18 protein-coding genes and 2 pseudogenes are annotated in these 22304 nt (G+C 73.8%); 12 read left to right on the forward strand and 8 right to left on the reverse strand.

Features of this window, described 5'->3' with window-relative positions; all coding sequences use genetic code 11:
• The first annotated feature begins 44 nt into the window (after positions 1–44).
• Positions 45–2030 (forward strand): acetoacetate--CoA ligase, encoded by a 1986-nt coding sequence (locus MRQ36_RS17835; RefSeq protein ID WP_242796968.1) that lies wholly within the window; start codon positions 45–47, stop codon positions 2028–2030.
• Positions 2031–2106: 76 nt separating this feature from the next.
• Here the strand turns inward: MRQ36_RS17835 and MRQ36_RS17840 are convergent, their stop codons facing one another.
• Positions 2107–2793, reverse strand: coding sequence for a TIGR03089 family protein (locus MRQ36_RS17840; protein ID WP_242796970.1), 687 nt, complete (start codon positions 2791–2793; stop codon positions 2107–2109).
• 146 nt (positions 2794–2939) lie between these two features.
• Between MRQ36_RS17840 and MRQ36_RS17845 the strand changes: the two genes are divergently transcribed.
• Positions 2940–4085 carry a glycosyltransferase family 1 protein gene (locus tag MRQ36_RS17845; RefSeq protein WP_242796972.1) on the forward strand — a complete coding sequence of 382 codons (1146 nt, stop codon included), beginning with the start codon at positions 2940–2942 and terminating at the stop codon, positions 4083–4085.
• A 63-nt stretch (positions 4086–4148) separates the two neighbouring features.
• Positions 4149–5240 carry a mannose-1-phosphate guanylyltransferase gene (locus tag MRQ36_RS17850; RefSeq protein WP_242796974.1) on the forward strand — a complete coding sequence of 364 codons (1092 nt, stop codon included), beginning with the start codon at positions 4149–4151 and terminating at the stop codon, positions 5238–5240.
• Between the two features lie 136 nt (positions 5241–5376).
• Here MRQ36_RS17850 and MRQ36_RS17855 read toward each other — a convergent pair whose 3' ends face one another.
• Positions 5377–5976, reverse strand: a complete 600-nt coding sequence (locus tag MRQ36_RS17855) for an NUDIX hydrolase (protein WP_242796976.1) — start codon at positions 5974–5976, stop codon at positions 5377–5379.
• Positions 5977–6015: 39 nt separating this feature from the next.
• On the opposite strand from MRQ36_RS17855, the gene MRQ36_RS17860 reads away from it, so the two are divergent.
• Both MRQ36_RS17860 and MRQ36_RS17865 read left to right on the forward strand, forming a co-directional pair.
• Positions 6016–7086, forward strand: a complete 1071-nt coding sequence (locus MRQ36_RS17860; RefSeq protein WP_242796978.1) for a DUF4185 domain-containing protein — start codon at positions 6016–6018, stop codon at positions 7084–7086.
• 269 nt (positions 7087–7355) lie between these two features.
• Positions 7356–8354, forward strand: coding sequence for a helix-turn-helix transcriptional regulator (locus tag MRQ36_RS17865; RefSeq protein ID WP_242796981.1), 999 nt, complete (start codon positions 7356–7358; stop codon positions 8352–8354).
• A gap of 13 nt (positions 8355–8367) precedes the next feature.
• Here the strand turns inward: MRQ36_RS17865 and MRQ36_RS17870 are convergent, their stop codons facing one another.
• Complete coding sequence (locus MRQ36_RS17870) at positions 8368–9456, reverse strand: coenzyme F420-0:L-glutamate ligase (RefSeq protein WP_242796983.1); 1089 nt, start codon at positions 9454–9456, stop codon at positions 8368–8370.
• Entirely contained in the window at positions 9453–10406 is a 954-nt protein-coding gene (cofD, locus tag MRQ36_RS17875) for a 2-phospho-L-lactate transferase (protein WP_242796985.1), read from the reverse strand. The genes MRQ36_RS17870 and cofD overlap by 4 nt, the downstream gene beginning before the upstream one ends.
• Positions 10407–10505: 99 nt before the next feature.
• Between cofD and MRQ36_RS17880 the strand changes: the two are divergent.
• The 6 genes and pseudogenes from MRQ36_RS17880 to MRQ36_RS17905 form a co-directional block, all read left to right on the forward strand.
• A pseudogene (locus MRQ36_RS17880) lies at positions 10506–11481 on the forward strand (hypothetical protein); the annotation flags it as partial.
• Between the two features lie 307 nt (positions 11482–11788).
• The gene (locus MRQ36_RS17885; protein ID WP_242796989.1) at positions 11789–14326 is read left to right on the forward strand and encodes a bifunctional FO biosynthesis protein CofGH; all 2538 of its coding nucleotides are present in this window, start codon (positions 11789–11791) and stop codon (positions 14324–14326) included.
• A gap of 194 nt (positions 14327–14520) precedes the next feature.
• Positions 14521–14772, forward strand: coding sequence for a hypothetical protein (locus MRQ36_RS17890; RefSeq protein ID WP_242796991.1), 252 nt, complete (start codon positions 14521–14523; stop codon positions 14770–14772).
• Positions 14773–14859: 87 nt separating this feature from the next.
• Positions 14860–16251: a DUF4331 domain-containing protein gene (locus tag MRQ36_RS17895; protein ID WP_242796993.1), complete on the forward strand. Its 1392-nt coding sequence runs from the start codon at positions 14860–14862 to the stop codon at positions 16249–16251.
• Positions 16252–16261: 10 nt separating this feature from the next.
• Complete coding sequence (locus MRQ36_RS17900) at positions 16262–16597, forward strand: phospholipase (RefSeq protein WP_242796995.1); 336 nt, start codon at positions 16262–16264, stop codon at positions 16595–16597.
• A gap of 493 nt (positions 16598–17090) precedes the next feature.
• A complete protein-coding gene (locus MRQ36_RS17905; RefSeq protein ID WP_013284161.1) occupies positions 17091–17351 on the forward strand; it encodes a WhiB family transcriptional regulator in 261 nt (86 codons plus the stop codon).
• Between the two features lie 190 nt (positions 17352–17541).
• Here the strand turns inward: MRQ36_RS17905 and MRQ36_RS17910 are convergent, their stop codons facing one another.
• Positions 17542–17991, reverse strand: coding sequence for a metallopeptidase family protein (locus tag MRQ36_RS17910; protein ID WP_088963879.1), 450 nt, complete (start codon positions 17989–17991; stop codon positions 17542–17544).
• A gap of 154 nt (positions 17992–18145) precedes the next feature.
• Between MRQ36_RS17910 and MRQ36_RS17915 the strand changes: the two genes are divergently transcribed.
• A complete protein-coding gene (locus MRQ36_RS17915) occupies positions 18146–18517 on the forward strand; it encodes a DUF3499 domain-containing protein (protein WP_242796997.1) in 372 nt (123 codons plus the stop codon).
• A gap of 162 nt (positions 18518–18679) precedes the next feature.
• On the opposite strand, the pseudogene MRQ36_RS17920 reads toward MRQ36_RS17915, so the two are convergent.
• The 3 genes and pseudogenes from MRQ36_RS17920 to MRQ36_RS17930 form a co-directional block, all read right to left on the reverse strand.
• A pseudogene (locus tag MRQ36_RS17920) lies at positions 18680–20056 on the reverse strand (NAD(P)/FAD-dependent oxidoreductase).
• Complete coding sequence (locus tag MRQ36_RS17925) at positions 20056–20643, reverse strand: pyridoxamine 5'-phosphate oxidase family protein (RefSeq protein ID WP_308194974.1); 588 nt, start codon at positions 20641–20643, stop codon at positions 20056–20058. The pseudogene MRQ36_RS17920 and the gene MRQ36_RS17925 overlap by 1 nt, the downstream one beginning before the upstream one ends.
• A gap of 174 nt (positions 20644–20817) precedes the next feature.
• Positions 20818–22164 (reverse strand): aspartate aminotransferase family protein, encoded by a 1347-nt coding sequence (locus MRQ36_RS17930; protein WP_242796999.1) that lies wholly within the window; start codon positions 22162–22164, stop codon positions 20818–20820.
• Positions 22165–22304: the final 140 nt, after the last annotated feature.

The raw sequence follows: 22304 nt of genomic DNA on the forward strand, positions 1-22304 counted from the left end.
GGCCCATGTCACAGTGTCGTGCGGGCCACAGGGAGGGTGGAGCAGTGGGTGAGGTGCTGTGGACGCCGCCGGCGGACGTGCGCGAGCGGTCCCGGATCGGTGACTACCTGCGCTGGCTGGCCGAGCACCGGGGGCTGGAGTTCGCCGACTACGACGCGCTGTGGCAGTGGTCGGTCACCGACCTCGACGCGTTCTGGCAGTCGATCTGGGACTTCTTCGAGGTCGTCGCGCACACCCCGCCGACCGCCACGCTGACCGGCCGGACCATGCCGGGCACCCGCTGGTTCCCGGGCGCGACGCTCAACTACGCCGAGAACGTGCTGCGGATGCCGGGCCGGGCCGACGACGACCCGGTGGTGATCGCGCACGGGCAGACCCGCCCGCCGGTCACGCTGACCGCCGCGCAGCTGCGCGAGCAGGTCCGCCGGGTGGCGGCCGGCCTGCGCCGGCTCGGCGTCGGCCCCGGTGACCGGGTCGCGGCGTACGCGCCGAACATCCCGGAGACCTTCGTGCTGCTGCTCGCCACCAGCAGCCTGGGTGCGATCTTCTCGTCCTGCGCCCCCGAGTTCGGCACCCGCAGCGTCACCGACCGCTGGCAGCAGATCGAGCCGAAGGTGCTGGTCGCCGTCGACGGCTACCGGTACGGCGACAAGCCGGTGGACCGGCGCGGCGAGGTGGCCGCGATCCGGGCCGCCCTGCCGTCGCTGGCGCACACCGTCGCCGTCGCCTACCTCGACCCGGCCGGATCGGTGCCGGAGGGTGCGATCTCCTGGGACGAGCTGGCGGCGGCGACCGACGAGCCGCTGACCTTCACGCCGGTGGAGTTCGACCACCCGCTCTACGTGCTCTATTCGTCCGGCACCACCGGGCTGCCCAAGCCGATCGTGCACGGGCACGGCGGCATCCTGCTGGAGCATCTGAAGATGCTCGCCCTGCACCACGACCTGGGCCCGGCGGACCGGTTCTTCTGGTTCACCACCACCGGTTGGATGATGTGGAACTTCCTGGTCTCCGGGCCGGCGGTGGGCGCGACGATCGTGCTCTTCGACGGCAACCCGGGCCACCCCGACCTGGGGGCGCTCTGGCGGCTGGCCGCGGAGACCGGCACCACGTACTTCGGCACCTCCGCACCGTTCCTGCTGGCCTGCCGCAAGTCCGGCCTGGTGCCGAAGGAGATCGCCGACCTGTCCGCGCTGCGCGGCGTCGGGTCGACCGGGGCGCCGCTGCCCGCCGAGGGCTTCACCTGGGTGTACGAGAACGTCGGCCGCGACCTCCAGCTCCAGTCGCTCTCCGGCGGCACCGACGTCTGCACCGGTTTCGTCGGCGGCGTGCCGCTGCTGCCGGTGCACGCCGGGGAGATCACCTGCCGGGCGCTGGGCGCGAAGGTGGAGGCCCGCTCGGCCGACGGCACCCCGGTGATCGGGGAGCTGGGCGAGCTGGTGATCACCGAGCCGATGCCGAGCATGCCGGTGGGCTTCTGGAACGACCCCGAGGGTGCCCGCTACCGGGAGGCGTACTTCGAGGTCTATCCCGGCGTGTGGCGGCACGGCGACTGGATCACGATCAACTCCCGGGGCGGCTGCGTCATCACCGGCCGCTCCGACGCCACCCTGAACCGGGGCGGCGTCCGGCTCGGCACCGCCGAGTTCTATTCGGTGGTGGAGGGGCTGGACGAGGTCGTCGACTCCGTCGTGGTGCACCTGGAGGACGACGAGGGCGGCGCCGGCGAGCTGCTGCTCTTCGTGGTCCTCGCCGAGGGCCTGGAACTCGACGACGACCTGCGCAGGAAGATCTGCCGCGAGCTGCGGACGGCCCTCTCCCCGCGGCACGTCCCCGACGAGATCCACCAGGTCCGCGCCGTCCCCCGCACCCTGAGCGCGAAGAAGCTGGAGGTCCCGGTCAAGAAGATCCTCACCGGCACCCCCGTCGACACCGCCGCCGCCAAGGGCGCCCTGGCCAACCCGGAGTCCCTGACCGCGTTCGCCACCTTCGCCCAACGCCGCACCGGCTCCCCGACCCCTTCGGTGTAAGGAGGGGCCCCCTTTTAACGCCTCCGGTATAGAAGGGTTCCCCTCTATACGCCAGGCGTTAATAAGGGGCCCCTCCTTACACCGCCAGGGTGGTCTTTTCGGCGGTGGTGCGGGAGGGGAGGCGGGCGGGGTCGAGGTTGGCGCAGAGGACCAGGGTGGCGCCGGCTGTCAGGGGGGCGAGGAGCCAGTCGACCGGGTCGGGGTGGGCCGACACGTCGATCAGGACCCTTGCCCCGGGGGTGATGCCCAGGTCCGTGGCGCGGGCCTCCGCGCGGGCCAGCAGCGCCGCGTCCGCCTCGCCCGGTCCGGGGTACGGGGTGAAGTGGTCGCCGTGGCCGCGTACCTCGGAGACGTAGTCGGCGAAGCCGGGGGGCACCTGCCGCATCGGCAGGGCGAACGGGTCGAGGGCGAGGGCGTACCGCTCGCCGGCCGACCAGGCCGCCGCCTCGCCGAGCCGGTCGACGGCGGCGAAGAGCACGTCCACGGTTCCCGGGGCGTCGGCCACGGTGAGCTTCGCCGACCAGCAGCCGAGCAGCACCGCGGCGGTCTGCCAGTGCGGCGGGAGCAACACGCCGGCCGTGTCGCCGGGAGCCAGGGCCACCTCGTCGACGAGCAGGTTGCCGGTCTTGGCCACCCAGTTGGCCAGCGTCGCGCCGGAGAGTTCGGTCCGCTCGCCGGTGGCATCGTCGTACCAGGTCAGCAGGGGTCGGGTCGGGTCGGTCGCGATCGCGTCGGCGAAGACCCGGGCAATGTTCTCGGCCATCGGCGCGAACGATACGCCGTCCGCGCCCGTACCCGTCGACGACAAGTCGGCGTACCGTCGGGTCGCAGTCAGCGTCGGAGTGCCGCTCCGGCGTAGGCTTGCCGACAGTGTTGTCTGCCACACCCGAATGCTTGAGGAGTCGCCCCGTGACCGCCGGTCGCCCGCCCCGCGTGCTCATCGACGCCACGAGTGTCCCCGCCGACCGTGGCGGCGTCGGCAGATACGTCGATGGCCTGCTCGGCGCCCTCGGCACCGTCTGCGGCTCCGGGGTGGACCTGGCCGTGGTCAGCCTCCGCACCGACCTGGAGCGCTACACCCGGATGCTGCCCGGGGCCGAGGTCGTCCCCGCCCCGGCGGCCGTCGCGCACCGCCCCGCCCGGCTCGCCTGGGAGCAGACCGGCCTGCCGCTGCTGGCCCAGCAGGTCGGCGCCGAGGTGCTGCACTCGCCCTTCTACACCTGCCCGCTGCGGGCCGGCTGCCCGGTCACGGTCACCGTGCACGACGCGACGTTCTTCACCGAGCCGGAGCACTACGACAAGTCCCGCCGGACGTTCTTCCGCAGCGCCATCAAGACCTCGCTGCGCCGCGCCGACCGGGTGATCGTGCCGAGCAAGGCCACCCGGGACGAGCTGATCCGGCTGCTGGACGCCGACCCGACCCGGATCGACGTGGCCTACCACGGCGTCGACCAGGCCGCCTTCCACGCGCCCAGCGACGAGGAGAAGGCCCGGGTACGCGCCCGCCTCGGCCTCGGCACCGGCAGCTACGTGGCGTTCCTCGGCGCCAAGGAGCCGCGCAAGAACGTACCCAATCTGATCCGTGGCTGGGCCCGCGCGGTGGCCGACCGGACCGACCCGCCGGCCCTGGTCATCGCGGGCGGCCAGGGGCACGACGACGACATCGACCGCGCGGTCGCCGAGGTGCCGTCGCACCTGCGGCTGCTGCGCCCGGGTTACCTGCGCTACGCCGACCTGCCCGGCTTCCTCGGCGGTGCCCTGGTCGCCGCCTACCCGTCCTACGGCGAGGGCTTCGGTCTGCCCATCCTGGAGGCGATGGCCTGCGCGGCGCCGGTGCTCACCACGCCCCGGCTCTCGCTGCCCGAGGTGGGCGGCGACGCGGTCGCCTACACCAGTGAGGACCCGGACCAGATCGCCACCGACCTGGCCGCCCTGCTGGACGACGAGCAGCGTCGGCTCTCCCTGGCCAAGGCCGGTTTCGACCGGGCCAAGGAGTTCACCTGGGAGTCCAGCGCCGAGGTGCACATCGCGGCCTGGAGCCGGGCCCGTTCCTGACCGCCCACCGCCGGTACGGGCGACCCGGAGTCCGTACCGGGGCGGTTCGGGCATGATGTGCTGATGTTCTATGCCGTCATCCCGGCGGGCGGTAGTGGCACAAGGTTGTGGCCACTGTCCCGTGCCGGCCACCCCAAGTTCCTCCACCCGCTGACCGGCACGCCGGCCTCGCTGCTCCAGGCGACCGTGGACCGGCTGGCCCCGTTGACCACCCCCGAACGGACGCTGGTGGTGACCGGGGCCGCGCACGTCGCGGCGGTGGCCCGGCAACTGGCTGGCCTGCCGGAGGAGAACATCCTCGTCGAGCCGTCGCCACGCGACTCGTGCGCCGCCATCGCGCTGGCCGCCGCGGTGATCGCGCAGCGCGACCCGGAGGCGGTGATGGGCTCGTTCGCCGCCGACCACCTGATCGGCGACCCGGAGCGGTGGGCGGAGACGGTGCGCCAGGCGATCCGCGGCGCCGAGCAGGGCCTGCTGATGACGGTGGGGATCACCCCGACCCGCCCGGAGACCGGCTACGGCTACCTGGAGACCGGCGACCCGGTCGGCGACGGCCCGCTGCGCCCGGTCGCCGAGTTCAAGGAGAAGCCGGCCGCCGAGGTGGCCGAGGGGTACGTCCGCTCCGGTCGCCACCTCTGGAACGCCAGCATGTTCGTCTGGCGGGTCGACGTCTTCCTGGCCGAACTGGCCCGGCAGCAGCCGGCGTTGCACGCCGCCATCACCGCGATCGCGGCGGCCTGGGGCACCCCCGAGCAGGACGACGTCCTCGGCACCGTCTGGCCGACCCTGCCGAGGATCTCCGTCGACTACGCGGTGATGGAGGGCGCGGCGACCGCCGGCCGGGTGGCCACCGTCCCGGGCGACTTCGGCTGGAACGACGTCGGCGACTTCCACACCCTCGGCGAGGTGCTGCCCGCCGACGCGGCCGGCAACGTGGTGCTCGGCGCGGACACCAAGCCGGGCGTGCTGCTGCACGACACCACCGGCACCGTGGTGGTGCCGCAGACCGGCCGGCTCGTCGCCACCGTCGGCGTGCACGACCTGATCGTCGTGGACACCCCGGACGCGGTGCTGGTCTGTCCCCGCGACCGCGCCCAGGACGTCAAGAAGATCGTCGACGCGCTGAAGGAGCGTGGCGAGGAGGGGCTGGTCTGAGGGACGCGCCCCTTCGCCGGTCCGGCCCGCCGTCTGACGGGGTGGGCCGGCCGGGTCAGCCCGAAGCGCAGCGCGGCCGGCGGTCAGCCCGAAGCGCCGGTGCGGCCGGCGGTCAGCCCGCGAGGCAATGCGGCGGTCAGCCGGCGGTGCGGCGGGCCAGGGCGGCCAGGGCCGGCGCGACCAGTTGGACGGTCCCGCCGGCCAGCGGCTCGGGCAGCCGCTCCGGCGGGAACCAGCCCAGCGCGTCCGACTCCGCGCTGACCCGCTCGGTCGCGCCGGCCGGGGCGAACACCGCGAACCGCACGTCGTAGTGGAGCGAGCCGCCCTGGCAGGCCACCGGGTGGACGTCCACGTCGATCGGCACCGGGTCGACCACCAGGCCGTCGATGCCGGACTCCTCGGTCGCCTCCCGCAGCGCCGCCCCGGCGAGGGTGCGGTCACCCGGCTCGCAGTGCCCGCCGAGCTGCACCCAGCGGTGGAACTTGCCGTGCAGGCAGAGCAGCACCCGCTCGCCGGTGGGGTCCAGCACCAGGGCGCTGGCGGTGACGTGGCCGGGCCGGTGGGCGCGGCTCATCGCCACCGGCCCCGCCGCCAGCAGCTGCACCGTCCGGTCCCGGGCGGCACCGGCCGCCGGACTCGTCGGCGTCCATCCGGTGAGCAGACGGGTCGCGTCGGCGTGCAGGTCGGCCCAGCACTCGGGCGGGGAGACGGCGGGGGCGGGAACGGTGTCGGGCACCCCGACACTCTACGAGCGGGCCCTCCGTACCCTGTGCCGGTGACCCTGCGACTCGTCGAGTTCGTCGTGGCCGGCAACGAGGCCAGTGACCTGCTGCCGGTCCGTTCCGCGGCGCTGCTGCGCGCGTACCGGGCGCGGCGCGGCTTCTGGACCGTGCTCGACGAGGGGCCGGTGGAACGCTGCCTGGCGCTGCTGCTGGAGCTCCAGGACGGGGAGTGGGTCGCCCACCACGTCGCCGCCGACGCCGGCACCGAGAACGGCCGGACCGAGGACGGCGAGGCCCTCGCCCACCACGACGGCTGGGTGTACGTCTTCGGCTCGCACTTCGGGTCCAAGGGCGGTCCGCTGCGGCCCCGCCGCGCGTTCGTGGCCCGGTTCCGGGAGGACGACGCCGCCACCGGGACGCTGCCGCTGGCGGTGGTCCGTAACCGGTTCCGGCTGCACCGGGCGGTCAACGACGCCCTCGTCGCCGCGCCGGTGACGCTGCTGCCGCCCGGCGACCGGGTCCGGCACCGGTTCATCGTGGAGACCCTGGCCCGGGGCACCGCCCGCGCGAAGAGCTGGGTGAGCCGGCTCGCCGAGGACGACCTGCCGCTCAACGTGGAGGCGGCGTCCTTCACCCCGGCCGGCACGGTGCTGCTCGGGCTCCGGTTCCCGGTCACCGGGGCGGGTGAACCGATCATGGTGGAGCTGGCCGGGGTGCCGGAGATGTTCGCCGCCGGAACCGGGTCGCGGCGCGGTCCCGAGCCGGCGGACCCGGGCTGGCCGCGCGCCGTCGCCGTGTACGCGCTGACCGGGGTGACGCCGCCGGGCGAGCTGACCGGCTTCCGGGCGATCACCCCCACCCCGGACGGCGGGTACGCGGCGGTGATCGGGTCGATCGACGCGCTGGGCAAGGGTTCGGTGCTGCTCGACGACCATCCGGCGGGCGGGAAGGTGACCTCCCGGCACGTCCGGTTCCGGCTCGACGGCGCCGTCGACGGGCGGGTCGGCGGTGAGCTGGTGGCCGACCTGGCCCCGTTCCACCACGTGGAGGGGCTGGCCGAGCTGGCGGGCCGGTTCTTCTACGTCACCGACGAGGACCATCGGGTCGCGCTCTGGATCGGCTGAGTCGGCCGGGGTGGACGACCGGGTGACACCCCTGCGGAGGAGTGAGCCGCAGGCCCTCGTGGTGCCGCCCGGTCGTCGTCTTCCCCCCGACCCCCGGTCACCCGCGGTCCGGCGTCGTTGACGCCTCCCCACCGGGCAAGGGAAGCATGCCCAACCGGCCGGACCGGTGTCGAGGTTTTTCAGTTGACGCTTAAAGATGGAGATTAGTGCCGCCAGGTACAGTGCAGATGGTCGGTGGGCACTCCCTCTGCCCGCCCCGGGAGCGCTCCATGCTGAAGATCTTCTTTTCGGGCGAGGACATCCTCCGGACCAGGGTGGCACCGGCGGCCGATCCGCTCTGGGAGCTGGTCCTCAGCCTGCACCTGCTCCAGGGGCGCAGCAACGATCCCCTGATGGCGAACTGGCGCCGCGTGGTGGCCGGCGGGCTGCGCCGGGACAGCGCCGCCGAACAGCACCGGCTGCTCTTCGCACTGAACCCGCCCCGCGGCTACTTCCCCGACTTCCTCACCCCGTACGAGAGCCGGGACGGTTTCGAGGCCGGGCTGGAGGCCGTCCGGGGCACTCCCGCCACGCTGCTGCACCGCGACGTGACCCTGCTGGCCGGTGGGGCCGTCCTGCCCGCGTCGGCGTCGGCGCTGGCCCGGGGAGAGGCCGAGGTGCTGCGCCACCTCACCGACTCGATGGAGCGCTACCGCGAGCTGGCGCTCGCGCCGTACTGGCCACGGATCCAGGCCGCCGTGGACGCCGACCGGGCCCGCCGGGCCCGCGCGCTGCTCGACGGGGGCGTGGAGGGACTGCTGGCGAGCCTGCGGCCGAGGATGCGCTGGGACGCCGGGGTGCTGGAGGTCGTGGACTACCCGGACACCCGGGAGCTGCACCTGGACGGGCGGGGACTGCTGCTGGTCCCGTCCTTCTTCTGCGCCCGTACCCCGGTGGCGCTGCTCGACCCGACACTGCCGCCGGTGCTGGTCTATCCGGTGGACCGGCTCGGCGGGCTGGTCCCGGAGCTCGGCAACGGCACCGCGCCGGCCCCCGGTGGCCGGGACGCGTTGGCCGCCCTGCTCGGCCGGACCCGGGCCGCCGTGCTGGAGGCGACCGACGACGGCTGCACCACCGGGGAGGTCGCCCGCCGCCTGCACATCTCACCCGCGGCGGCCAGCCAGCACACCACTGTGCTCCGCAACGCCGGGCTGCTGGTCAGCCAGCGGGAACGCAACCGGGTGCTGCACACCCTCACTCCACTGGGCCGGGCCGTCCTCGACGCCTGACCGCCCGGGCCGGTCAGATGGCCAGGGCGGCGCTGGCGGTCGTCCCGGCCGGTGGGGGCAGCAGCGCGGAGGGCACCCCCTCCGCCGCCAGGGCGGTCCGCAGCCGTTGCAGGTCGGCACCGAACCGCACCAGGTCCGGCCGGTCGACCGGCGTCGGCGGGGCACCGAGCACCAGGCCGGCGGCCTGCTCCGGCCACCCCGGCACGGTGGCGACCATGCCGGCGCGTACCTCGTCGTCGGTGACGTGGGTGAAGACCGTGCCGGGCGCGACCACGTCGGCGACCGCGGCGATCGCCCGCGCCACCGCGGCCGGCTCGGCCGGCTGCGGACCGGGACCGTCGGGCAGCGTGGCCGCCGCGCGGAGGCCGGCGGCGGTCGCCTCCGCCGTGCCGAGCGAGAAGAGGTCCAGCGCGGCGTCGCGGACCAGGGCGGCGGCGCCCCGGTCGTCATCGGTACGACCGACGCCCGGATAGCCGCGGACCACCGCGACCGGCACCTGGTCGCACTTGCCCTTGATCAGCTCACCGGCGCCGGCCAGCTCGTCGACCACCGCGATCTCGGTCAGCTGCAGCTCGTTCCCGTACGGGTCGACCTCGCCCCGGTGGTCCCGGATCGCGGACATGCCGGCCACGCCGAGCGCCACATCGGTCAACCCGTTGCGCCACGGGCGGCCCATGGTGTCGCTGATGATCACCGCGACGTCCAGCTCGTACCGGTCGCGCAGCGCGGCGCGCAGCGCCCGAGCCGAGGCGTCCGGATCCTTCGGCAGCAGCACCAGCCGGGTCTTGTCCACGTTCGACGCGTCGATCCCGGCCGAGGCCATCACGAAGCCGTGGTGGGTCTGCACGATCCGGGTCGCACCCCGGGTGGCCACCACCCGGGCGGTCTCGGCGGTCAGCACCTCGTCCCGTACGGCGAGCCGCTCCGGGCCGTCCGCCGGCACGTCGACCAGCCGACCCTCCGCCTTCGACACGATCTTGCTGGTGACCACCAGGACGTCACCGTCGCGCAGCCACGGTGCCGCCCCCGCGATCAGGGCCGCCAGGTCGTCACCCTCGGTCACGTCGCCGATGCCCAGCACCGGCAGGATCTCCAGCCTCACACCAGCTCCCCCGCGGCCCGGACCATCGCCACCGTCGCCGCCTCGTCGGTCATCCGCAGCGGCACCGCGCGCACCGTCACGTCCGGCACCCGGGTGCCCTCGTCCTCCGGGGCCACCAGCCAGCCGTCCAGCAGCCCGCCCGAACGCCGGCCGCCGTACAGCCGGCCCACCCCGGCGGCGCTGCACTCCACGTCGAGCACCGCCAGACAGCGGTCCGCCATGCCCCGCACCGGCGTACCGCCGATGATCGGCGAGATCCCGACCACCGGGGCCGGACCGTCGGCCACCGCCTCGCGCAGACCGGGCACCGCCAGGATCGGCGCGATACTGACCACCGGGTTGCTCGGCGCGAGCAGCACCAGATCGGCGGCGGCGATCGCCTCCAGCACCCCCGGCGCCGGCTTGGCGGTCTCCGCCCCGACGAAGACGAACCGGTGGGTGGGGATGTCGGCGCGGTGGCGTACCCACCACTCCTGGAAGTGGATCGCCCGCTGCGCCGGCTCGCCACCGCCGCTCACCACCACATGGGTCTCCAGGCGGTCGTCGGTGGCCGGCAGCATGGTCAGCCCCGGCTCCCAGCGGGTGGCCAGCGCCCGGGTCACCGCGGAGAGCGGGTAACCGGCGTTGAGCATCGTGGTCCGGACCAGGTGGGTGGCGATGTCCTTGTCGCCGAGGCCGAACCAGCTGGGCTCCGCGCCGTACGCGGCCAGCTCCGACTTGACCGTCCACGTCTCGCCGACCCGGCCCCAGCCCCGCTCCGGATCCGCGCCGCCACCCAGCGTGTACATCACGCTGTCCAGGTCGGGGCAGACCTTGAGGCCGTGCAGCAGCAGGTCGTCGCCGACGTTGACCACGGCGGTCACCTCGGCCCCCACCTCGCGGGCGTACGCCCGCACGCCGAGCAGGAACCGGGCGCCGCCGATTCCGCCGGTCAGAACCACGATGCGCATGTGCTCATCCTTCCCCACCCGCCGCCGTCGATCCGCCGGTGTCCGGGGAGACTAGGCTCACGTCGGCAACTGTCCGTTTTCGTCCCCGAGGGGGAGTTCGTGACCAGCCCCGCCGAGCCCGCGTCCACCGACGCGACCCGGGCCCGCCAGCTGACCAGCCCATTGCGCGAACTGGCCGCGCTCGTCCTGCTCGGCGCGAACGCCGTGTTCCTCTTCGTCGGCCTGATCCGGCTGCTCGCCCCGGTGGACGACTACAGCACCTTCAGCGGGCGGGCGGGCAGCACCTTCTACACCTTCGCCGGCTTCGAGGCCGCCGTCCTGCCGCTGCTGGCCGTGCTGCTCGCGACGCACCTGCAGCCGGTGCTGCCGAAGGCGAAACTGATCACCCAGGTCGCCGTCGGTGAGTACGCCTTCGGCGCCCTGCTCGGCGTACTGACCTTCCTGGTCTGGCTGGTGGCCCGGCTGGCCGAGGCGGAGGTGCTGGACGCCCTGCTCGGCATGCTGACCCGGGTCGGCTGGCTGGCAATCTTCGCGGTCGCCGCGTACGTCGTGGTGAAGATCTGGCGCACGCTCTACTTCACGCCGCGACCGAAGGCGCAGCCCGGCGTCTACGGGCAGCCCCAGGCCGGCTGGCCGCAGCAGGGCGGCTACCCCGCCCCGGGTCAGCAGGGCGGCTACCCCGCCCCGGGTCAGCAGGGCGGTTACCCGGCTCCCGGCCAGGGCGGCCAGCCCGGCTACCCGGCCCCGAACCAGCCCGGCGGCTACCCCTCCGCCGGCCAGTACGGCCAGCCCACCCCGTCGGCGCCGCCGTTCAACACCGCCCCGCCGCACGCCGCCCCCCAGTCCGCCCCGCCGTTCGGCAGCCCCCAGTCCGCGCCACCGTTCCGGTGCCCCGCAGTCCGCGCCGCCGCACGCCGCCCCGCAGTCCGCCCCGCCGTTCGGTGCCCCGCAGTCCGCGCCGCCGTTCGGCCAGCCGCCGTCGGTCGACCCGACCCAGACCATCCCGCGCCAGCCCGCCGACCCGGGCCACCACGGCGCCGACACCGACCGCACCCAGCGCTTCCAGCCGGACGACCCCAACCACCCCGCTGACCCCCGCCCGTCCCTCGCGACGGGGCCGAGTGCGCGCGGTTTCACGGAAAGAGTGGCTTCCCTGGCCGGGGAAGCCACTCTTTCCGTGAAAGAGGAACCCGCAGCGGCTCCCGACGCGAGGGCTTCGCCGCCGGGGGCACGACGGGCGCGGCGCATTGTGCCGCACGCGACAAGCGGTGCCCGGCGGACTATCCGCAGGCTGCCGGACGCGACGACCTCTGCGCGGTGCCGGGCGGGTGGGGGAGTGGGCGTGGGGGTGGGGGTGAGGAGGGGGCGCATAGGCTGGGCGGATGGTTGATCGCTGGCCGGCCCCGACCGCGGCGAGCGTGCAGCGGGCGCTGCGCCGGGCCGCGGCCGGGCGGGCGCTGGACGTCGACGAGGCGGCCGCGCTGCTCACCGCCCGGGGTACCGCGCTGGACGAGCTGCTCCGGATCGCCGGTGAGGTGCGCGACGCCGGGCTCCGGGAGGCCGGTCGTCCCGGGGTGGTGACCTTCTCCAAGAAGGTCTTCGTCCCGCTGACCCGGCTGTGCCGGGACCGCTGCCACTACTGCACCTTCGCCACGGTGCCGCACCGGCTCCCGGCGGCCTTCCTCGACCGGGACGAGGTGCTGGCGATCGCCCGCGAGGGCGCCGCGCAGGGCTGCAAGGAGGCGCTGTTCACCCTGGGTGACCGGCCCGAGGAGCGCTGGCCGGCGGCCCGCGAGTGGCTGGACGCGCGGGGCTACGACTCCACGCTCGACTATCTGCGCGCCTGCGCGGTGGCGGTGCTGGAGGAGACCGGCCTGCTGCCGCACCTGAACCCGGGCGTGCTCTCCTGGTCGGAGTTGCAGCGGCTCAAGCCGGTGGCGCCGAGCATGGGGATGATGCTGGAGACCACCGCCACCCGGCTCTGGTCGGAGCCGGGCGGCCCGCACTTCGGTTCGCCGGACAAGGAGCCGGCGGTCCGGCTCCGGGTGCTCGACGACGCCGGCCGGGTCGGGGTCCCGTTCACCACCGGCATCCTGATCGGGATCGGGGAGACCGGGGCCGAGCGGGTCGACGCGCTCTTCGCGATCCGCCGGCGCATGCGGGAGTACGGCCACCTCCAGGAGGTGATCGTGCAGAACTTCCGCGCCAAGCCGGACACCGCGATGCGCGGCATGCCCGACGCCGAGCTGCACGACCTGGCGGCGACGGTGGCGGTGGCCCGGGTGCTGCTCGGCCCGAGGGCCCGCATCCAGGCCCCGCCGAACCTGATCGCCGGCGAGTACGACCTGCTGCTGCGGGCCGGCATCGACGACTGGGGCGGCGTCTCGCCGGTCACCCCGGATCACGTGAACCCGGAGCGCCCGTGGCCGCAGCTCGACGAGCTGGCCCGGCACACCGCGCGGGCCGGCTTCACCCTCCGCGAGCGGTTGACCGTCTACCCGGAGTACGTCCGGGCCGGTGACCCGTGGCTGGACCCGCGCCTGCTGCCGCACGTGACCGCCCTGGCCGACCCGGTGACCGGGCTGGCCGTCGAGGCGGCCCGTCCGGTGGGCCGGCCGTGGCAGGAGCCGGAGGAGGTGTTCGGCGGTGGTCGTACCGACCTGCACGCCACCATCGACACCACCGGTCGCACCGACGACCGGCGCGGTGACTTCGACAGCGTCTACGGGGACTGGTCCGCCGTCGCCGGCAAGGTGGCCCCGGAGGCGGTCGCGCGTCGCGCGGGCGTACCCCCGGTGGTGGCCGGTGTGGCGGCCGACCTGGCGGCCGGGTTGCGGCTGGCGGCCGACGACCCGGCGGCGCTGCTCGACCCCCGGCACACCGACGCGGCGCTGGCGCTGTTCAACGCGGACGGCCCGGCGTTGGACGAGTTGTGCCGGCGGGCCGACGACGTGCGGCGGGACGCGGTCGGCGACGACGTCACCTACGTGGTGAACCGCAACATCAACTTCAGCAACGTCTGCTACGTCGGCTGCCGGTTCTGTGCCTTCGCGCAGCGGGAGAGCGACGCGGACGCGTTCCGGCTCTCGGTGGAGCAGGTCGCCGACCGGGCCGAGGAGGCGTGGGCGGCCGGCGCGAGCGAGGTCTGCCTGCAGGGTGGCATCGACCCGAAGTTGCCGGTCACCGGCTATGCCGACCTGATCCTGGGGATCAAGGCGCGGGTGCCCGGCATGCACGTGCACGCCTTCTCGCCGATGGAGATCGTCACCGCCGCCGCGAAGGCCGGCGTGCCGGTGCGGGAGTGGCTGACCATGCTGCGCGAGGCGGGCCTGGACACCATCCCGGGCACCGCGGCGGAGATCCTCGACGACGACGTGCGCTGGGTGCTCACCAAGGGCAAACTGCCGGCCGCCGCCTGGGTCGAGGTGGTGACCACGGCCCACGAGCTGGGCATTCGGTCCAGCTCCACGATGATGTACGGCCACGTGGACCATCCCGCCCAGTGGCTGGCCCACTTCCGGGTGCTGGCCGGGGTGCAGGACCGCACCGATGGGTTCACCGAGTTCGTGGCGCTGCCGTTCGTGCACACCAACGCGCCGATCTACCTCGCCGGCATCGCCCGGCCGGGGCCGACCTGGCGGGAGAACCGGGTGGTGCACGCGATGTCCCGGCTGCTGCTGCACGGGCGGATCGACAACATCCAGTGCTCGTGGGTGAAGCTGGGCGACGCCGGCACCGTCGAGATGCTCAACGGCGGCTGCAACGACCTGGGCGGCACGCTGATGGAGGAGACCATCTCGCGGATGGCGGGTTCCGGCAACGGGTCGGCGCGTACCGAGGAGCAGTTGCGGGCGATCGCGGCGGCGGCGGGGCGGCCCGCGCGCAAGCGGACGACCGCGTACGGTCACGCCCGCCCGTAGCGTCGAACCTTTCCCCGCCGCCGGCCGTACCAGTGGATGCCGGCGGCGGTCGCGGCGAGGACCGCCGCCGGTGACCTCCATCGGGGTGCCCGGCGGTGCCGCCACGGCGCGCGGCGCGGGGCTCCCGGCCACCGCGGGCGCTGACGCGCCGGCCCGGAAAGGGTGCCCATGACCAGTGACCAGCGGAAGCGGCCGTGGCCGCGACGACCCGCCGGCAGACGTTGACCGCCGCCGCGAGCGCCACCCTCGGCGCCGCCGCCCTCACCGTGCCGGGCCTGTCGTCCGCGCAGAACACCCCGTCGGCGGGTCGCCGGGAGGAACCGATCGTGGTCCACCTCCGCGACGCGGCCTCCGGGACCATGGACGTCTTCGTCGGCACGTCCCGGGTCCAGGTCCGCGACCGGGCCCTGGCGGACCGGTTGCGGCGCGCCGCCGGTCGGCGCTGACCGCCCGCGCCGTCCGGCACGACCCCCGGCGCAGGCTCTCGGCGCCGGTCCTCAGGTTCCTCTTCCCCGACGAAGGTGTGGTCCGCCATGTCCTCCCACCGTGAAGCCCCGGAGATCAGCAAGGATCCGGTCGCCGACAGCTCCGACCTGTACGCGTTCGTCACGCCCGACCACCCGGACACGGTGACGCTGATCGCCAACTACGTGCCGCTGCAGCTTCCCTCCGGCGGCCCGAACTTCTTCGAGTTCGGTGACGACGTGCGCTACGAGATCCATGTCGACAACGACGGCGACGGTCATCCCGATGTCACCTATCGTTTCGAATTCACCACCGAGATCACCAATCCGAACAGTTTCCTCTACAACACCGGTCCGATCGAGTCGCTGGACAGCAAGAACTGGAATCGCCGCCAGTTCTACCGGTTGACCCGGGTGGCCGACGGCCGGGAGCACGTGCTGGCGCACAAATTGCCCTGCCCGCCGTGCAACGTCGGCCCGCTCTCCACGCCGAAATACCGGGAGCTGGTCCGGCAGGCGACCTACCGGCTCTCCACCGGCGAGAAGGTCTTCGCCGGGCAGCGTGCGGACGGCTTCTTCGTCGACCTCGGCTCGATCTTCGACCTCGGTACGCTGCGCCCCTTCCAGCAGCTCCACGTGGCCGGGAAGAAGATCTTCAAGGCCGAGGGGGAGCCGGTCAACTCGCTGGACCGGATGAACGTGCACAGCATCGCGGTGCAGGTGCCGTTGGGCCGGGTGCGCCGCAAGGCCGCCCGGTACGCCGCCGCCGACCGCGCCTCGGTGATCGGGGTGTGGACGTCCGCCTCGCGGCAGCAGGTGCGGGTGCTCGGCGACCGGGTCGCCGAGGACACCGCCGCCGGCCCGTTCACGCAGGTGTCCCGGCTCGGCAACCCGTTGTTCAACGAGGTCGTGGTGCCGATGTCCAGGAAGGACCTGTGGAACACGCTGCCGCCGTCGGAGGACAAGCGCTTCGCGCAGTTCGTCGAGCAGCCGGAGTTGGCCGCCCTGCTGCCGGCGCTCTATCCGGGTGTGTTCCCCAACCTGGACGCGTTGAACAAGTCCAAGAAGGCGCGCGCCGATCTGGTGGCGATCCTGCTGACCGGCATCCCGGCCGGCCTGATCGACGGCTTCACCAACACCACCGGTGACGTGCAGGCCGACATGCTGCGGCTGAACACGGCGATCCCGCCGAACCGAAAGCCGGACCGGTTCGGGGTGCTCGGTGGCGACCTGGCCGGCTTCCCGAACGGTCGCCGGGTGGGCGACGACGTGGTGAGCATCTCGTTGCGGGCGATCGCCGGGGTGACGGTGCCGCTGGTGGACAAGGCGTTCAAGCCGGACGCGGCCGCCGCGGCGGTGACTCCCGGGTTGAGCGCGGCGGACGTGACCGCGCCGTTCCTCGGCGACTTCCCGTTCCTCGGCACCCCGTACGACGGGTTCGGCAACCCGCCGGCGTCCTGAGGAGGGGATCGTGCCCGAGCACCAGCACAGTTACGGACCGACCGGCAGCGGCAGCGTGCTGCTGGACCTGGGTGGGAACTCCGGTGCCCTGATCATCTACACCGGACCGGACCTGCACGGCCGGGAGATCGAGATCAGCCGGGACGGGGAGCCGCGTACGCACTCGGCGGTCCGCGAGCGGCACGTCCGCGACGGGGTGTTCCACAGTGCCGTCTACCCCGACCTGGAGGCGGGGCTCTATACCGTCTGGTGGGACGACCGGACACCGGCGGGGGCGATCTGTGTCACGGGCGGCGGCATCGCCGAGTTCGCCTGGCCGACCAGCGCGCCGACGGTGGTGGACTGAGTCCTCCGAGTCGCCCGCAGCACCGCGCCCCGTCCACCATGTGGACGGGGCGCCGCTGGTGTTTGCCGGCTCGACGGGCGGCGGCGGCCGAGTCGGGTTAACCTGTGCCCCACCACCATGCTGATCTTGGACGAGGCCGCGCCGGCCGCCCGGGTGCAGCCTGCCGGAGCCTCCCCGGGGGCGGCCGGTGGCCTTCCCGTCCCGGTACGCCACGGCAGAAAACTCGGGCGACTCGCCGGGTAGGGCGTTACTCGTCCGGGGTCTTAATCGATAGGGCAGGTTGCGAGGGTCGGGCGGCTCGATGGTCGTCCGGAACGTGTCGGGAGGGCGACTCCATTATCAAGTTCGGCTTGACGGCGCACGCATTACACGCGTGTAATTTGAATGGGGTTGTTCGCACGGAACGCAACAAATTGGTACCGGACGGACACGCACGCCTTTCGCGTGGGGGGTTGCAGCGGCGATGACGCCGGTGCGCGACAAGGAGGCATCTATGGACGGCCAGCTTGAGGTGGCCGACCTGCTCGGAAACGCGCCGGAGTGGCAGGAGCGGGCGCTGTGCTCGCAGACCGACCCGGAGGCGTTCTTTCCCGAGAAGGGCGGCTCGACCCGCGAGGCGAAGCGCATCTGCTCGCGGTGCGAGGTCAAGACGGAGTGCCTCGAATACGCTCTCGGCCACGACGAGCGGTTCGGGATCTGGGGCGGGCTCTCGGAACGGGAGCGGCGCAAGCTCAAGCGGCGGGTCGCCGCCTGAGAGCAGTGCCGGGCCGGGGCGGTGGGGGCCGCCCGGCTCGGGCGACGGTTCCCGGTTCGCGGCGCCGAGCGGGAGTGGTCGTGACCGACAGCCCGGGCGGCGGGGGCCGCTCCGGGCGCGGCAGTGGGGCCGGTGGCGTGACCGGGGGGTCGCGCCGACCGGGCTCGTGAGGACGGCGCGGAGGCCCCGCTCAGGCCAGCTCGTCCGGGTCGACGCCGAGCAGGTTCGCCACCTGCTCGATGATCACGTCGTGGACCAGGTCCGCAAGGTCCTCGCGGTCCATGGCCCGGAACTCCAGGGGCCGGCGGTAGAGCACGATCCGCGGTGGCACCTCCTGGCGGCCGGGTCGGCCGGGCAGCAGGCGGGCGAGCGGCACCTCGCCGTCCTCCAGCACGTCGGAGTCATAGACGTTCAGGTCCGGCGGGACGTCCTCGACCGCGAACTCCACCCCGGCCAGTTCCTTGGCGAACCGCCGCTCCAGCGTCTCCACGGTGTCCAGCACCAGGTCGTCGAAGACCTCCGCCTTGGTCCGGGCCAGCGGTACGGTCGCCGGCACCAGTCGCCCGCGCAGGCCGCGACCGTGGCGGTCGCGGTGCGTGCGCCGGCCGGAGCCGGGGCGGCGGTGTTCCGGGCTCGTCATGACGCAAAGGGTAGCCCCCGTCCGGGGCCGCCCCTCGGCTGCGCCGCTGGTACGGCGTGCCGGTGCACCGATCGTACGAATTGTGATCACCGATACGGGCGTGTCGCAACGCGAACCAGTGCGCCGGACCCGGTATTGGGGATACCCTGCCGCCGTGAGGTCACCACGGCGCTGCTCCCGTAACGGCTGCCCCCGGCAAGCGGTCGCCACATTGACCTATGTCTACAACGAGTCGACAGCCGTGGTGGGCCCGCTGGCGGCGTTCGCCGAGCCGCACACGTACGACCTCTGTGAGCCGCACGCCCGCAACCTGACCGCGCCGCGCGGCTGGGACGTGGTCCGGCACGAGGGCGAGTTCGAGCCGCCGCCGCCCACCACCGACGACCTGGTGGCCCTGGCCGAGGCCGTCCGCGAGGCCGCCCGCCCCGCGCCCCCGCGCCCCCCGGAGTCCACCGAGGATGCCGCCCAGGCCCCCCACCAGACCGGCCGCCGCGGCCACCTCCGCGTAATCCCCCCCCACCACTAACCCCCCCACGCTCGCGTCCCCACCCGCGCGTCCCCACCCTCCCGCGCTCTCCCGTCCACGTGATCATGGGATTAGCGGCACTAATGGAGATCAAGAACGCCGTCAACCCCATGATCACCCAGGCGAGGGAATGGGGGAGGGGGCGGTGGGTGGGTGGGTGGGTTAGTGGCCCAGGAGGTGGGAGAAGGTGGCGGCGCGGCGGGAGGGGCGGCCGGAACGGAGTTCCGCCCGGTCGGCGGAGAACATCAGCTTGAGGCCGGCGTTGACGGCGAGCCAGCGCAGTGGTTCGGGCTCCCAGCGGGGGGAGCGGTGGTTGACCCAGGGCAGCGCGGTCAGGTCGCTCTCCGCGCCCCGGATCAGGTCGGCGAGGGTACGCCCGGCGAGGTTGCTGGTGCCGACGCCGTCGCCGACGTAGCCGCCGGCCCAGGCCAGCCCGGTGCGCCGGTCCAGCCCGACGGAGGCGGCCCAGTCGCGGGCGACGCCGAGCGGCCCGCCCCAGGTGTGCGTCACCGGCACGTCCGGTCCCAGCACCGGGAAGAGTTCGCCGAGCGCCCGGCGCAGCGCGGCGAAGACCCGTGGTTCCCGGTCGTAGCCGGGGGCGACCCGGGAGCCGAAGTGGTAGGGGGCGCCCCGCCCACCGAAGGCCAGCCGACCGTCGGCGGTGCGCTGGCCGTAGATGATGACGTGCCGGTGGTCGGAGAAGGTCTCCCGCTCGGCCAGCCCGATCCGCGCCCACGTCGACGCGGGCAGCGGCTCGGTGGCGACCATCAGCGAGTAGACGGGGGCGACGGTGCGCCGCTGCCCGGGCAGGGTGGGCGTGAAGCCTTCGGTCGCGCGTACCACCACCGGCGCCCGGACCACCCCGGCGGGCGTCACCGCCACGCCGGGCCGGACCGCCGTCACCGGGGTCCGTTCGAAGACGGTCACCCCCCGGCGTTCGACCGCCCGGGCCAGCCCGCGGACCAGCCGGGCCGGGTGCACCGCGGCGCAGTGCGGGGTGTACGTCCCACCGCGTACCCCGTCGGCGGCTCAGCGGGCGGTGGCCTCGGCGGCGTCGAGCAGCACCAGGTCCTCGTCGGCGAGGCCGTGCTCGCGGGCCTCGGTGACGGCGGCCCGGGCCCGGTCGAGCTGCGCCGCCGAGCGGGCCAGGACGACCGTCCCGCCGGGCTGCCAGTCGCAGTCGATGCCTTCGGCGGCGACCACCCGGCCGACCTCGCGGACGGTCTCCTGCATGGCCCGTTGCATGGCCAGGGCCCGGTCCCGGCCGTGCCGGCGGGCGAGGGCGGGCAGCGAGGTGGGGAAGAGCGCCGAGCACCAGCCGCCGTTGCGTCCGGACGCGCCGTACCCGGCGATCTCCTTCTCGAGTACGACGATCCGCAGCGACGGGTCGGCCCCGGCGAGGTAGTACGCCGTCCAGAGGCCGGTGTAGCCGGCTCCGACGATCACCACGTCGGCGTCGGTGTCCCCGGGCAGCGGCGGGCGCGGGGTCAGCGGCTCGTCCACCGTGGACAGCCAGTACGACAGCTCCTGGTAGCGCATCACCACTCCGGTGGGGGCAGGTCGTGGCGCAGCCGCGGATCGGGCTGCGGCGGGCCGTACGTCTCGACGACCGGCACCACGCCGGCCCAGACCGGCCGGTCGAGGTCGTCGTCGGGGTCGTCCGGCGGGCCGGCGCTGATCTTCACCGAGCACTCGGCCAGCGGCAGGGCGAGCACCAGCGTGGCGGCCAGTTCCTTCGCCGACGGCGGCCGGATCACCGCCCACCGGCCGGGGAGCAGGTGCTCGGAGAGCCGTTCCAGGGCGGCCGGCTTCTCGTCGCCGCCGAGCGCGACGAGGGTGCCGAGCACCATCGCGCACCGGTAGTTCATCGAGGACTCGAAGGCGCTGCGGGCCAGCACCAGGCCGTCGAGGAGGGTCACGGTCAGGCAGGCCGGTGCGCCGGCGGCGAGGTGCCGGAAGAGTCGACTCCCGGTGGAGCCGTGCAGCAGCACCCGGTCGCCGTCCCGCGCGTACGCCACCGGCAGCGCGTACGGCTGGGTGCCGTCGGCGATGGCCAGGTGCCCGACCCGGCCGGCGTCGAGGACGGCGTGCAGGGTGTCCCGGTCGCCGACGGCCAGCTCGGGCAGCCGGCGTACCCGGGTCCGGTCGGTGCCCCGACGACCCGGCCGGGGTCGGCGGAACCGGCGGCGGCCGGGCCGGGCGGCCGTCCGGACCCGGGGCCGGGGCGAGCGGACCGGCGGCGGGGTCGGCCGGGCGGGGCCGGTCCCCGGTGTCCGGGGAGCCGGCCCCTGAGCCGTCGCTCAGAGCCGGGACCATGCCTCGGTCAGCACGGCGCGCAGGATCTGCTCGATCTCGTCGAACTGCTGCTGCTCGGCGATCAGCGGCGGAGCGAGCTGCACCACCGGGTCGCCCCGGTCGTCGGCACGGCAGTAGAGCCCCGCCTGGAAGAGGGCGGTGGAGAGGAAGCCGCGCAGCAGCCGCTCGGACTCGGCGTCGTCGAAGGTCTCCTTCGTGGCCTTGTCCTTGACCAGCTCGATGCCGTAGAAGTAGCCGTCGCCCCGGACGTCGCCGACGATCGGCAGGTCGTTGAGCTTCTCCAGGGTGGCGCGGAAGGCGCCCTCGTTGGCCCGTACGTGGCCGACCAGGTCCTCGCGGGCGAAGACCTCCAGGTTGGCCAGGGCCACCGCGCAGGAGACCGGGTGGCCGCCGAAGGTCACCCCGTGCGCGAACATCCCCGTCTCGGTGAGGAACGGCTCCATCAGCCGCTCGCTGGCGATCATCGCGCCGAGCGGGGCGTAGCCGGAGGTGATGCCCTTGGCGGTGGTGATGATGTCGGGCTGGTAGCCGTAGCGGACCGCGCCGAAGTATTCGCCGAGCCGGCCCCACGAGCAGATCACCTCGTCGCTGACCAGCAGCACGTCGTACGCGTCGCAGATCTCGCGGACCCGCTCGAAGTAGCCGGGCGGCGGCGGGAAGCAGCCGCCGGAGTTCTGCACCGGCTCCAGGAAGACCGCGGCGACGGTGTCCGGCCCCTCCCGTTCGATGGCCCGACCGATCTCCTCGGCGGCCCAGCGGCCGAACGCCTCGGCGGAGTCGCCGTGCTCGGGGGCGCGGTAGAAGTTGGTGTTCGGCACCTTGATGCCACCGGGCACCAGCGGCTCGAAGTCGCTCTTGATGCCGGGCAGGCCGGTGATCGACAGCGCGCCCATCGAGGTGCCGTGGTAGGCGATGTAGCGGCTGACCACCTTGTGCTTGTTGGGCTGGCCGGTGCGCTTGAAGTAGGCCCGGGCCAGCTTCCACGCCGCCTCGACGGCCTCGGAGCCGCCGGTGGTGAAGAAGACCCGGTTCAGGTCGCCGGGGGCGAGCGAGGCGACCTTCTCGGCCAGCTCGACGGCCTTCGGGTGGGCGTACGACCAGAGCGGGAAGTAGGCCAGCTCGCCGGCCTGCTTGGCGGCGGCCTCGGCCAGCTCGGTGCGGCCGTGGCCGGCGTTGACGACGAAGAGCCCGGCGAGCCCGTCGAGGTAGCGGCGGCCCTGGGAGTCCCAGACGTACGCGCCCTCGCCGCGCACGATGGTCGGCACCTCGCCGGCGGAGTAGCTGGCCATCCGGGTGAAGTGCATCCAGAGGTGGTCGGTGGCGTTGGCCATGTCAGCCCCATCGGGTCTCGGGCCGGTCAGGGGTGACACCGGCCGCTCTGCCCACGGTTATCCCACAGCCCCGCCGCGAAATGCAAGTGCGATTCACGCTATCCGCGACGGAATCAGCGTGGTCACGCGTGCCCGGCAAC

It is taken from the genome of Micromonospora sp. R77 (assembly GCF_022747945.1).
In the GTDB taxonomy this organism is placed as follows: domain Bacteria; phylum Actinomycetota; class Actinomycetes; order Mycobacteriales; family Micromonosporaceae; genus Micromonospora.